The sequence below is a fragment of the Rahnella sp. Larv3_ips genome, assembly GCF_003697865.1.
Lineage (GTDB): Bacteria > Pseudomonadota > Gammaproteobacteria > Enterobacterales > Enterobacteriaceae > Rahnella > Rahnella rivi.
The window spans coordinates 994,416-1,007,840 of record NZ_MJIB01000004.1 but is presented as its reverse complement, the minus strand read 5'-3'; the positions used below and the strand labels follow the sequence as shown (position 1 = coordinate 1,007,840).

The 13,425-nt window shown below is 57.0% G+C and carries 10 protein-coding genes; 7 read left to right on the top strand and 3 right to left on the bottom strand.

Annotated elements, in window-relative coordinates:
• The first annotated feature begins 2 nt into the window (after nucleotides 1-2).
• Nucleotides 3-95, top strand: a complete 93-nt coding sequence (locus ED901_RS25585; RefSeq protein ID WP_371414297.1) for a hypothetical protein — start codon at nucleotides 3-5, stop codon at nucleotides 93-95.
• Between the two features lie 66 nt (nucleotides 96-161).
• Here ED901_RS25585 and hutC read toward each other — a convergent pair whose 3' ends face one another.
• On the bottom strand, nucleotides 162-962 hold the full coding sequence (gene hutC / locus ED901_RS06885) for a histidine utilization repressor (protein WP_122095408.1): 801 nt from the start codon (nucleotides 960-962) through the stop codon (nucleotides 162-164).
• Nucleotides 963-1,226: 264 nt separating this feature from the next.
• Between hutC and ED901_RS06880 the strand changes: the two genes are divergently transcribed.
• From ED901_RS06880 to hutU, 4 genes are all read left to right on the top strand, one after another.
• Nucleotides 1,227-2,600 (top strand): formimidoylglutamate deiminase, encoded by a 1,374-nt coding sequence (locus tag ED901_RS06880; RefSeq protein ID WP_122095407.1) that lies wholly within the window; start codon nucleotides 1,227-1,229, stop codon nucleotides 2,598-2,600.
• Nucleotides 2,597-3,172, top strand: coding sequence for a HutD family protein (locus tag ED901_RS06875; RefSeq protein ID WP_122095406.1), 576 nt, complete (start codon nucleotides 2,597-2,599; stop codon nucleotides 3,170-3,172). The genes ED901_RS06880 and ED901_RS06875 overlap by 4 nt, the downstream gene beginning before the upstream one ends.
• Nucleotides 3,173-3,253: 81 nt before the next feature.
• Nucleotides 3,254-4,804, top strand: coding sequence for a histidine ammonia-lyase (gene hutH / locus ED901_RS06870; RefSeq protein WP_122095405.1), 1,551 nt, complete (start codon nucleotides 3,254-3,256; stop codon nucleotides 4,802-4,804).
• A 28-nt stretch (nucleotides 4,805-4,832) separates the two neighbouring features.
• Nucleotides 4,833-6,515, top strand: a complete 1,683-nt coding sequence (gene hutU, locus ED901_RS06865) for a urocanate hydratase (RefSeq protein ID WP_122095404.1) — start codon at nucleotides 4,833-4,835, stop codon at nucleotides 6,513-6,515.
• 160 nt (nucleotides 6,516-6,675) lie between these two features.
• Here the strand turns inward: hutU and ED901_RS06860 are convergent, their stop codons facing one another.
• Together ED901_RS06860 and ED901_RS06855 are read right to left on the bottom strand one after the other, a co-directional pair.
• A complete protein-coding gene (locus tag ED901_RS06860; RefSeq protein WP_056777448.1) occupies nucleotides 6,676-8,760 on the bottom strand; it encodes a bifunctional diguanylate cyclase/phosphodiesterase in 2,085 nt (694 codons plus the stop codon).
• Nucleotides 8,761-9,149: 389 nt separating this feature from the next.
• Nucleotides 9,150-10,199, bottom strand: a complete 1,050-nt coding sequence (locus ED901_RS06855; RefSeq protein ID WP_122095403.1) for a LacI family DNA-binding transcriptional regulator — start codon at nucleotides 10,197-10,199, stop codon at nucleotides 9,150-9,152.
• A 271-nt stretch (nucleotides 10,200-10,470) separates the two neighbouring features.
• Between ED901_RS06855 and ascF the strand changes: the two genes are divergently transcribed.
• Complete coding sequence (gene ascF, locus ED901_RS06850; RefSeq protein WP_122095402.1) at nucleotides 10,471-11,946, top strand: PTS cellobiose/arbutin/salicin transporter subunit IIBC; 1,476 nt, start codon at nucleotides 10,471-10,473, stop codon at nucleotides 11,944-11,946.
• A gap of 25 nt (nucleotides 11,947-11,971) precedes the next feature.
• Nucleotides 11,972-13,402, top strand: coding sequence for a 6-phospho-beta-glucosidase (locus ED901_RS06845; RefSeq protein ID WP_122095401.1), 1,431 nt, complete (start codon nucleotides 11,972-11,974; stop codon nucleotides 13,400-13,402).
• Nucleotides 13,403-13,425: the final 23 nt, after the last annotated feature.

Below are 13,425 nucleotides of genomic sequence, written 5' to 3'. Positions count from 1 at the left end.
CCATACGCTGTCACAATCGCGGGAGGGGGCAGAAGAGTGCGGGGACGTTGTTACCGGCATGGCAGGCTCCAGGTGGCGATCAATTGTCGGGATAATCATCTTGTATAGACAACTAAAGTCAACCTAGCGCATTCGCCGATAACCGGCAAGTGAAAAGCCGCTTAACCGTGACTGGTGAAACGTCCGAACAGCTGATAACGGGAACCGGGATAAATCAGACGCGCCGAGGTGACCACGCGGTTGCCGCTCCAGGTGCGGCGATGGATCAGCAGACAAGGCTCATGTTCGCCCAGTTGCAACAGCTCCCGCTGTTCGTCGCTGGCACTGATGGCTTCGACGCGGTGCTCACCGGCGGTCAGCGGCGCAATGGTCATCAGATACGTGTACGGCGACTGTTTGTTCAGCACTTCCTGCAGATAGTCCGGCGCAGTCTCGGGGTTGACGAAACGCTCTTCAATCTGTACCGGCACCCGCTCTTCGTAATGGACAATTTGCGAATAGAACAGGATCGCGCCGGGGGCGATTTCCATTTGTTGCGCCTGAGCGGCATCGGACAGCCGCGCTTCGCACACCAAAATTTTGCTGTCATGACGATGGCCGCGCCGGGCGATTTCATCGGCAATGTTGTGCACTTCCAGCATCGGGGTGTAAGCCTTGGCTTCGGCAACAAACGTGCCGACACCCTGCATGCGGATCAGAAAACCTTCGCTGGTCAGTTCGCGCAGCGCCCGGTTGATGGTCATGCGGCTGACGCCCAGTTCGTTCACCAGTTCGCTTTCCGACGGCACACGCTGATGCGGTTTCCACACGCCTGCGCGGATCTGGCTGATGATCGCCTGTTTGACGCGCTGATAGATCGGGGCGGGGGTGTCGCTCATCGCGGCGGCCAGTTCGGACAATGTCTGCTGGGACACTCCCTGTTGCGCTGCACCGTACTGCAAAAGTGGCGTCGGCTCCGACATGTCTTTTACCTCGTTCATTGAGTTTTCAACGCTCTTCATTTCACACGCATTGTCAGATGTGCAATGGCTGAATGGGATCCCTGATACAGCCCCGTAGTGTCCACCACGGGCAGGCAAACGAAAAGAGGACGACGGAAACAAAAATCAAAAAAATTCCTGTTGCAAGTTTACAGCGCAATCAGGCATATGTATATGTATAGACAAGTTGCTCAAAACTTTCTCACATCGGGTTTTGTTTCCCCATGTTTAATCAGGAACGATGTCATGGCTGCTTATTTTGCTTCACGCGCTTTACTCGCCGAAGGCTGGGCGCACGATGTACGTCTGGACGTGGATGCTGCAGGAATGCTGACGGCGGTCACCGCAGGCAGCGATTCGCAAGACTGCATCAGGCTGTCAGGACCGGTCGTGCCGGGAATGCCTAACCTGCATTCGCATGCTTTCCAGCGGGTGATGGCCGGTCTGGCGGAAGTCGCCGGGGATCCGCAGGACAGTTTCTGGACATGGCGCGACCTGATGTATCGCATGGTGCAGCGCCTGACGCCGGAGCAAACCGGTATCATCGCCCGCCAGTTGTACATAGAAATGCTTAAGGGCGGTTATACCCAGGTCGCCGAATTCCACTATCTGCACAATGATGTCAGCGGGCAACCGTATGCCGATCGCGGTGAAATGACCGCGCAGTTAAGCGCCGCGGCGGAGCAGGCAGGCATCGGCCTGACGCTGCTGCCGGTGCTGTATCGCTACGCGGGATTTGGCGGGCAGCCTGCGCAGCCCGGCCAGAAACGCTTTATTCAGGATGTGGACAGCTATCTGCAACAGCAGGCGGTGGTTCGCCAGCAGCTCAGCGGCAAACCTCTGCAAAAAAGCGGGCTGTGCTTTCACTCCCTGCGCGCGGTGACCCTCGGGCAAATGCGTGAGGTGCTGGCGGCGGGCGATGCGCACTCACCGGTGCATATTCATATTGCCGAACAGCTGAAAGAAGTGAACGACTGCCTCGGCTGGAGCGGACAGCGTCCGATCACCTGGCTTTACGATAATCTCGATATTGACCGCCGCTGGTGTCTTATTCACGCCACCCATGCCGACCGTTTTGAGCTTGCCAGCATGGCGAAAAGCGGCGCTGTCGCCGGATTATGCCCGACGACGGAAGCCAATTTAGGCGACGGTATTTTCCCCGGTGTGGAGTACCTCGGGCACCAGGGCCGCTGGGGCATTGGCTCCGACAGCCACGTTTCGCTCAACGTCGTGGAAGAACTGCGCTGGTTTGAATATGGGCAGCGTCTGCGCGATCAGCGCCGTAACCGTCTGACGCTGGCGCATCAACACTCGGTGGGTGATGTGCTGTATTCACAGGCTTTACAGGGCGGGGCGCAGGCGTGCGGCGTTAGTATTGGCAAACTCGCCAGCGGTTTTCGCGCCGACTGGCTGGTGCTGGACGGCAACGATCCTTATCTGGCGGCGGCGAAAAACAGTGAGCTGCTCAACCGCTGGCTGTTTGCCGGTCACGCCGGGCAAATCCGCGACGTTTATGTCGGGGGGATAGCCCGGATTATTGACGGACAACACGCGCAGCAACAGGCCGCCGCCGCAGATTTCCTGCGGGTGCTTAAGCAGCTGGCGGAGGGCGTCGCATGACCGGCTGGCAGCATTTCACTTTCGCCGGGCTGCCGGTCACCCCCTGGCGTAACGGCGGTGGGGAAACCCGCGAAATCCTCAGCGCTGCGCAAGGAAACACCGATTTTGACTGGCGCGCCAGCATCGCCACTATCGCGCAGGACGGCCCGTTTTCAGCTTTTCCCGGCATTGACCGCTCCATCACTTTGCTTTCCGGCGCAGGCGCACAGTTGCTCGCGCCACCGGACATCAGTCACTCCCTGACCCGCACCGGTGAACCCTTTGCTTTCTCCGGCGAACTGGCGATCACCGCCCGTCTGACCGCAGGCGTCACCACCGATTTCAACATCATGACGCGCCGCGCGGTGTGCCAGGCACGGGTGATCGCCGCACGGGAAACGCTGTCCGTTTCCACCGATCAGAGCGGTGTGATCTATGTCGTGAGCGGTGAATGGCAGATGCCGGACGGACGGCGCATCAGGCAGGGCGAAGGGTTTTACCGGGCCACACCGGCTGGCCGCGCGGACACCGCCCGGATACACACAGAATACCCGGACAGCCTGCTGCTCTGGGCTGCGATCGTCTTTCACTAATCAGTAGCGTACAGCCACCCGACAGGCTCCGGTCTGGTTCGGGTGAACTCTTAGCTTCACTTGTCTATACAGGAATAGATTATGGCTTCTTCATCCACAAAATTGACCCTTTGCCACCTGCAACCGGGTCTGGTTGATTTACCGATGCTGCGCAACATTTATCAGGGCAACGTGCGTCTCGAACTGGCTGAGGAAGCACGGGCCGACGTGCAGGCTTCACAGGAAACGGTTACCCGCATTGTGGAATCCGGCAAGGTGGTGTACGGCATCAATACCGGTTTTGGCAAACTGGCGCAGACCCGTATTCCGGCGGACCGGCTGGCGGAACTGCAACGTAACCTGGTGCTGTCACACAGCGTCGGCATAGGCAAAGATCTGGCCGATAACGTGGTGCGGCTGGTGATGGCAACCAAAGTGCTGAGCCTGTCGCGCGGGCATTCCGGGATCCGGATGGCGGTGATCGACGCGCTGATCGCGTTGTTTAACGCCGGGGTCTATCCCTGCATTCCGGAAAAAGGCTCGGTGGGGGCATCCGGCGATTTAGCGCCGCTGGCCCATCTTTCCCTGATGCTGATAGGCGAAGGGCAGGTGACGGTAAAAGGGCAGAAAGTGTCAGCCCGTGAAGGGTTGGCGGTAGTCGGGCTTGAGCCGTTTGAACTCGGGCCGAAAGAGGGGCTGGCGCTGCTTAACGGCACGCAGGTGTCCACCTCGCTGGCGCTCTCCGGGCTGTTTGAGGCCGAGCGGGTCTTCTCCGCCGGTCTGGTGGCCGGTGCGCTGTCGCTTGAGGCCATCAAAGGGTCCGTCAAACCGCTGGACCCGCGTATTCATCAGGCGCGCGGGCAGATCGGGCAAATCGCCGTGGCCGCGGCGGTGTCTGAGTTGCTGGCGGGCAGTGACATTGTCACTTCTCATGCCGGGTGCAGCCGCGTGCAGGATCCTTATTCTATCCGCTGTGTGCCGCAGGTGATGGGCGCCTGCCTCGATAATTTGCATCACGCCGCACGTATTTTACGTATTGAGGCCAACGCGGCATCTGATAATCCGCTGGTGTTTGCTGAGAACGGAGAGGTGATTTCCGGCGGGAATTTCCACGCCGAGCCGGTGGCCTTTGCGGCGGACATTCTGGCGCTGGCGATTGCTGAGATCGGCGCGATTTCAGAACGCCGCATGGCGCTGCTGCTTGATACCGGGCTTTCCGGCCTGCCGCCGTTCCTGGTTAACGACGGCGGCGTCAATTCCGGCTTTATGATTGCGCAGGTCACCGCCGCGGCGCTGGCATCCGAGAACAAATCTCTGGCACACCCTGGCAGCGTGGACAGCCTGCCAACGTCGGCCAATCAGGAAGATCATGTGTCAATGGCGACCTACGCCGCGCGGCGTCTGGGCGACATGTGCTTTAACACCAGCGTGGTGGTCGGCATCGAAGCGATGGCCGCGGCGCAGGGCATCGATTTCCACCGTCCGTTGCAAAGTTCGGCCCTGCTGGAAAACGAACTGAAAGCCATTCGCGCCGACGTGCCTTTCCTTGAACAAGACCGCCTGATGGCGCCGGATGTCGAGATGATGCGTCTGTGGGCCACCCGTGAACACTGGCCGGCGGTCATTGAAGCGCTGTTGCCAAGTTTTGCCTGATTCTCCTGACCCGATAAAGGATACGAAAATGAACGCTCCACAAAAAACTGCCGTTGCCCGCGTAGTTCGTGCCCCGCACGGCACAGAACTCAGTTGCCAGAACTGGCTGATCGAAGCGGCTTACCGCATGTTGCAGAATAACCTCGACCCCGACGTGGCCGAGCGCCCGGACGATCTGGTGGTGTACGGCGGCATTGGCAAAGCGGCGCGTAACTGGCCGGCTTTCGAAGCCATTCTCGACAGTCTGCGCAAGCTGCGTGAAGACGAAACGCTGCTGGTGCAATCTGGTAAACCGGTGGGCGTGTTCCGTACGCACACCGATGCGCCCCGCGTGCTGATCGCCAACTCCAATCTGGTGCCGCACTGGGCAAACTGGGAGCACTTCCACCAGCTGGATAAAGCCGGACTGATGATGTACGGCCAGATGACCGCCGGTTCGTGGATCTACATCGGTGCGCAGGGCATCGTCCAGGGCACTTACGAAACCTTCGCCGAAGCAGGGCGTCAGCATTACAACAGCGACCTGCGCGGCAAGTGGATTTTAACGGCCGGTCTGGGCGGTATGGGCGGCGCACAACCGCTGGCCGGTGTGCTGGCCGGTGCCTGCGTGCTGGCGATTGAATGTCAGGAATCGCGCATTGATTTCCGCCTGCGCACCCGCTATCTCGATTACAAAGCGCACAGCATTGATGAGGCGCTGGCGATGATCGAAAAAGCCTGTGCAGAGAAGAAAGCGATTTCCGTGGGATTACTGGGTAACGCGGCTCAGCTGATGCCGCAACTGGTGGCGCGCGCCAAAGAAGGCGGCCTGCGTCCGGATATGGTTACCGACCAGACTTCCGCACACGACCCGCTGAACGGTTATCTGCCGGAAGGCTGGAGCCTGGAACAATGGCAGGCGGCGCGTCAGTCCGACCCGCAGTCTGTGATTAAGGCCGCGAAAGCCTCGATGGCGAAACACGTTCTGGCGATGCTGGATTTCCACGCGATGGGCATTCCGACCGTGGATTACGGCAACAACATCCGTCAGGTGGCAAAAGACGAAGGTGTGACTAATGCGTTTGATTTCCCGGGGTTTGTTCCGGCCTATATCCGCCCGCTGTTCTGCGAGGGCAAAGGGCCGTTCCGCTGGGTGGCGCTTTCCGGTGATCCGGAAGATATCTACAAAACGGACGCCAAACTGAAAGAGCTGTTCCCGGATAATGCCAATCTGATCAACTGGCTGGACATGGCGCGTGAACGCATTGCCTTCCAGGGACTCCCGGCGCGCATCTGCTGGCTGGGGCTGGGCGAGCGTCATATTGCCGGTCTGGCCTTCAACGAAATGGTGCGCAACGGCGAGCTGAAAGCGCCGGTGGTGATTGGCCGTGACCATCTGGACACCGGTTCGGTGGCGTCACCAAACCGTGAAACCGAGGCGATGAAAGATGGCTCGGACGCGGTGTCTGACTGGCCGTTGCTGAACGCCTTACTCAATACCGCAGGCGGCGCGACCTGGGTCAGCCTGCACCACGGCGGCGGCGTCGGCATGGGCTTCTCGCAACATGCGGGCATGGTGATTGTGGCGGACGGCACACCCGAGGCAGATGTCCGGCTGGCGCGCGTACTGTGGAATGATCCGGCGACCGGCGTCATGCGTCATGCCGATGCAGGCTATGAACAGGCAGCCGAATGCGCAGCGCGACATGACCTGAATTTACCGATGATCTGAGCCGTGACGTGAGGTGAAAAACCGCCGCCCGCTTAACGTACTCCGATAAGCGGGCGGCGGTCGTTTTATCATCGCTGTGATGTAATCGGCTGAATTAACCGAAAAAAGCCCCTTTTATTGCCCGATCAAAAAGGGCGGGTGTCGTGTCTAATGGCTAGCATCAGACAGGTGTAAAGCCCAGCAGGCGGGATTCTGAGGGCTGAGGCCGTCCAAAAAAATACCCCTGGAACAGCGAACACCCTTCTTCTTTCAGACGCCGGAACTGCTCGTCGGTTTCCACGCCCTCGGCGGTGGTCTGAATATCCAGACTGCGGCTCATGCCGGTGATGGCGCGGATAATCGCCAGCGCTTCCGGACTGTCCTGCATATCATTAATGAATGACCGGTCGATTTTGATTTTGTCGAACGGGAATGAACGCAGATAGCTCAGTGACGAATACCCGGTGCCAAAATCGTCCAGCGCGATGCGGATGCCCAGCGCTTTCAGCTGGCGCAGTGTACCGACATTTCCCAGCGTGTTGTCCAGCAGCACGGACTCGGTGATTTCCACTTCCAGCCGTTCCGGCGCAAGGCCCGAGGCGGCCAGAGCCGATTCGACGACGGACACCAGCCCACTGTTTTTGAACTGGATCGGCGAGAGGTTCACCGCCACGGTTTGATTTCCCGCCCAGGTGGCGGCCTCGCGACAGGCTTCATGCAGCGCAAAAGATCCCAGGCTGTGTATCAGGCCGGTTTCTTCGGCAATCGGGATGAAATCGACCGGCATGATCAGCCCGTTTTGCGGATGGTGCCAGCGCATCAGCGCTTCGTAGCCCATCACGGCATCGTGCCGCGCATCGGTGATCGGCTGGTAATAAAGACGCAGCTGATTGCAGGTTATAGCGTCGCGCAGATCCATTTCGACCACACGGCGTTTACGTGCGGCGGCATCCATCTCAATGCGGAAATCTTCATAGCGGTTGCGGCCATTGCGTTTGGCTTCGTACAGCGCCATATCCGCGCAGCGCAGCAGCTGATCCGGGGAGTTATCCGTCGAATCTGCCAGCGCAATGCCGATGCTCAGACCGACCGACAACGAGTGACCGTCGATGATCACCGGCGGGCGCACCGATTCAATCAGACGTTTTGAGATCTGATGCGCATCGGAGATATCTTTCAGCCCCGGCAGCACCACGGCAAACTCATCGCCGCCAATTCGCGCCAGCGTATCGTCGTCACGCAGGGTCATGCGCAGCCGTTTGGCAATGGCGCGCAGCAGTTCATCGCCGACCTGATGGCCGAGTGCGTCGTTGACGTTTTTGAAGTTATCGAGATCCAGACACAGCGTGGCCGTATGGGTGTGGCTGTAACTGTCGTGTTGCAGGGCTTCGTTGAGGCGCTGACTGAACAGGATGCGGTTGGGCAGGCTGGTCAGATTATCGTGATGCGCCATGTGGTGGATACGCGCATGGGCGGCGTGCTGGTCGGTCACGTCGTCAGCGATCATCATGACGTAGCTGGTCTGCGGATCGTGCCCGCGGATCACCGAACTGGTGGTTTGCAGCGTGCGGTCACCGACGGCGGTCAGCAGTTGCTGTTCGCTTTTATGCACGCCTTCCGCCCGCAGACATTCGTCTGACTGCTTATTGATAAAGGTGCTCAGGCCGACACCCATGCAGTCCTGCGGACGCTTACCCAGCATCTCTTCGCGCGAAATGCCCAGCAGACGTTCAGCCTGACGATTCACCAGCAAAATTTCCCGCGAGACAGCGTTTTCGACAATCACAGACGAAGGAATATTGGCGATCACCGTGTTGAGAAACTGGGTGAGGGCGGAGAGCTGCTCGCTGTTGGATTCTGCCAGATCTTTGGCATACATCAGCGCCTGTTCATTTTCACGGCGTTCGGTGACGTCGCGGGTGATTTTGGCAAAACCGATGATGTTACCGGATTCACGCAGGGCTTCGATGATGACATGCGCCCAGAAGCGTGAACCGTCTTTGCGCTGTCGCCAGCCTTCGGATTCATAGCGGCCGGTTTCCCGTGCCGTCTCCAGCCCGTGCTGCGGCCAGCCACTTTTTTTATCTTCCTCGGTGTAAAAACACGAAAAATGCTTCCCGACCACTTCCTCAGGCGAATAGCCCTTAGCGCGCTGCGCACCGGCATTCCAGTTCGCCACGGTGCCATCGGGTTTCAGCATGTAAATAGCGTAATCTTCTACGCGTTGAACCAGCAACCGATACAGTACGTCAGAATCTTCGTTCATTATATTTTGCCTGCTAGCTGGCCGCCTCTGTGCGGGATCCTCCCAAATCAGAGTCCGGCTAAATAGTGCGCCTGTTCCCGACGCATTTCTGCTGTGATGTGCGGTGAAACGTTAGCATAAGATAATTCTCAGTTCGTCAAATTTTGCCTCTAACGTGCTTAAAATTAAGCCTTTTTAGCAAAAAGATCGGCCTTAAGTGAAATTTCACTTTTGGTCTGAAAGAGGCGTAAAAGTTATCGGCAGTAACCTGCCAGGCTTTAATGAAAGGGCACAAAAAGCTTAAGGGTTTGTAAGGCCATTCAGGGGGAGCCGGTCAGGCAGAAATAAGAAAGCCGCAACAGGTTGCGGCTTGACATACAAAGGGCATTTCGGGCAGGGCAAACGCCGCCTTATTTTAGCGCAGGATCGCGGTCGGAGAGCGCCGTGGAATAATATGGCCCGTTAATGACCGACTCGCGCAAAATAACGTCGGAGGTAAACTGATTCTGTTGCGATAAATACCCGCCATCGAGCATCGAAATAATCTGGTTAATCACTTCGCTGACCATATCGCTGACCGGATCTTTCACACTGGAGAGCGCGGGAATTAAAAACGGCGCAGTAGGAATATTATCAAAGCCTATTACCGAGACTTGCGCAGGTACCGCGACGGCGGCGTGGCTGAGCTGTTTCATTGCGCCGATCGCCATGTCATCGTTGCTGGCAATCAGCGCGCTGAACGTGACGCCACGGGCGAGAAGGGTATCGACCGCCGCTGCGCCGCTGGCCGGTGACCATTTCCCGGCCACGATCAGGTCTTCCTTCACCCCGATCCCGGCGAAGATTAAGGCGTCTTTATAACCCGACAGACGTTCAGTGGCGGTCGGGGAATCCATTGAACCGGTAATAAACGCAATATCGCGATGACCGCGTTCAATCAATGTCCGGGTGGCCTGAAAACTCGACCCTTTATGATCACAATAAATACAGTGGCTCTGATGTTTTCTCAGCTTACGGTTCACCACCATCACCGGTTTTTTATATTTATCGATGATCACGTCCATTTCATCGACCGTTAAAAAGCGCGGATAAATAATGATGCCGTCGCAGCGTAAATCATGCAGAAAATCGATCGCCTCGCGCTCTTCGGCAGCGCTGTTTTTGCCGTCCACCAGGATCAGCTGCCGCCCGTTGGCGTCCAGTTTTTTGGCCGCCTGCGAGATCAGTTCACTGAAATAATTGCCGTTATACAAGGTGTTGGTAACCACCAGGCCGATGCACATCGATTTGCTGGTCGCCAGATTACGGGCCAGTAAATTCGGGCGATAGCCGGTTTCTTCGATGGCTTTAAAAACCTGATCTTTTGTTTCCTGGGTCACATAGCCTTTCCCGGAAAGCACCCGCGAAACCGTGGCTTTTGAGACGCCTGCTCTTGACGCTACTTCCTGCATTGTCGACATCAGGCACACCTGAAAAATAAAAATGATTCGCTATTCTACACATTTCGGCAGTTTTTCGAGGATTTCGACGCGCAAAGCCACCGCATGGAGATCGTCATCACAAAAATGAAACAGCGTTGTTACTTTTTATTGAAGTCAGCATCAGAACTGAACATTCTCGTATGTAACCGGTTACCTATTGTTTCATCCACCGACTTAAAAAGCGCGAATAACAGCATTTAACGCTCACAGCATCATTCATAACCCTATGAATTCGAGAGAGTTGTCACTCATGTCAAAGAATTTTGCAGCAATGTCACAGTCGATCGTCAGTGCCCTTGGCGGCGCGGACAACGTCGCGGCGGTTACGCACTGCATGACCCGTTTACGTTTTGTGCTTAATGACGCCTCGCGGGTTGATGGCGCAACCCTGAAAAACATCACCGGGGTGATGGGGGTCGTGCGTAATGAAAATCAGTGTCAGGTGATCATTGGCAACAACGTGTCGCAGGCCTATGCCGAAGTACAGAAACTGCTGCCGGAAGGCGTATCGGGTGCAAATCTTGCGCCGGTAAAACGGAAAATTACCTTAAAAAGCATTGGGTCGGGGATTCTTGACGCGCTGATTGGTACAATGTCGCCGCTGATCCCGGCGATCATCGGCGGCTCTATGGTAAAACTGCTGGCGATGATGCTCGAGATGACTGGCGTACTCGAGAAGGGCGCGTCTACCCTGGTGATTCTCAACACTATTGGTGACGGCGCGTTCTTCTTCCTACCTGTGATGGTCGCGGCTTCGGCAGCGGTAAAATTCAAAACCAATATGTCGCTGGCGATCGCCATTGCCGGTGTGCTGCTCCATCCGGCGTTTATCGATCTGATGGCAAAAGCGGCTGCCGGGCAAAAAGTCGAATTTATCGGCATCTCCATCACGGCGGTGAAATACACCTACACCGTCATTCCCGCGTTGTGCATGACCTGGATGCTGTCCTATATCGAAAGATGGGTTGACCGCATTACGCCGGTCGTGACCAAAAACTTCCTTAAACCGATGCTGATCATGCTGATTGCGGCACCGATCGCCATCGTCATTATTGGCCCGCTGGGGATCTGGATCGGCACCGGCATTTCTGCGGGCGTGTATACCGTTCACCACTATCTTGGCTGGCTTTCCGTCGCCATCATGGGGGCGGCCTGGCCGCTGCTGGTGATGACCGGGATGCACCGGGTGTTTACGCCGGGCATCATTCAGACCATCGCCCAGACCGGCAAAGAAGGCATGGTGATGCCGTCCGAAATTGGCGCCAACCTGTCCCTTGGCGGGTCTTCGCTGGCCGTCGCGTGGCGCACCAAAAATCCGGAATTACGTCAGACCGCGCTGGCCGCTGCCGCTTCGGCAATCATCGCCGGCATTTCTGAACCGGCACTCTACGGTGTCGCATTGCGGCTGAAACGCCCGCTTATCGCCTGTCTTATCAGCGGATTTATCTGCGGCGGCGTGGCCGGGCTCGGCGGGCTCGCCAGCCACTCGATGGCCTCACCGGGGCTGTTCACCAGCGTCCAGTTCTTCGATCCGTCGAACCCGATGAGCATCGTCTGGGTATTTGGCGTGATGATTCTGGCGATTGTGATTTCCTTCGTCACCACGCTGTTGCTCGGCTTTGAAGATATTCCGGTGGAGACGGCGCAGCCTGACGTTCAGCAGCCGACGGACACCCCGCAATCCAGCCACTTTGCCGCCGGGCAAAGTGCGCTAAAAACACATTAAAGACCCTACAGAAGAGGACTTTCTCATGGCAGCATCACCATTTCCTGACGGCTTCTTATGGGGCGGCGCGATAGCCGCCAATCAGGCCGAAGGTGCCAGTTTTGAAGGCGGAAAAGGCCTGACCACGGTGGATATGATCCCACACGGCCAGCACCGGCTGGCGGTGAAAACCGGTCAGGAAAAACGTTTTTCGCTCAGAGACGATGAGTTTTATCCTGCCCATCAGGCGATTGATTTTTACCATCGTTACAAAGAAGACATCGCGCTGATGGCGGAGATGGGCTTTACGGTATTCAGAACCTCGATTGCCTGGAGCCGTCTTTATCCGAACGGTGACGAACTGACGCCAAACGCCGAAGGCATCGCGTTCTACCGTGACGTGTTTGCCGAGTGCAAAAAGTACGGCATCGAACCGCTGGTGACGCTGTGCCACTTCGACGTGCCGATGCACCTGGTGATCGAATACGGCTCGTGGCGTAACCGTAAAATGGTGGAGTTTTTCGCCCGCTACGCGCGCACCTGCTTTGAAGCCTTTGACGGGCTGGTGAAATACTGGCTGACCTTTAACGAGATCAATATTCTGCTGCACAGCCCGTTCTCCGGCGCCGGTCTGGTGTTCGAAGAAGGGGAAGATCAGGAACAGGTGAAATATCAGGCCGCGCATCATGAGCTGGTTGCCAGCGCCCTGGCGACCAAAATTGCCCATGAAGTGAACCCGCAAAATCAGGTCGGCTGCATGCTGGCGGGCGGTAATTTCTACCCGCGCACCTGCAAACCGGAAGATGTGTGGGCGGCGTTGCAAAAAGATCGCGAGAACCTGTTCTTTATCGATGTCCAGGCGCGTGGCGAATATCCTTCTTATACCCGCCGCGTCTTCGCGCAGAAGGGGATAACCATTGCGAAAGAGCCGGGGGATGACGACATCCTGAAAAACACCGTCGATTTTGTGTCGTTCAGTTATTACGCCTCCCGCTGCGCCTCGGCGGACATGAACGACAATAACAGCAGCGCAGCAAACATCGTTAAATCACTGAAAAACCCGCACATCGAGGTCAGCGAATGGGGGTGGGGCATCGACCCGCTTGGCCTGCGCATCACCATGAACATGATGTACGACCGCTATCAGAAACCGTTATTTCTGGTGGAAAACGGCCTGGGTGCGAAAGATGAAATTAACGAGCGTGGCGAAATCGATGATGATTACCGCATCAGTTATTTGCGTGAGCATATTCAGGCGATGGGCGAAGCCATTACCGACGGCATTCCGGTCATCGGTTACACCTCGTGGGGCTGTATCGATCTGGTGTCGGCATCCACCGGTGAAATGAGCAAACGCTACGGTTTCGTGTATGTCGATCGCGATGACAGCGGCAACGGCACGCTGGAGAGAAAACGCAAGAAATCGTTCTGGTGGTATAAAAAGGTGATCGCCAGTCACGGTACGGATTTGCAGTAATCTGACCGGGTAATAAATATTCA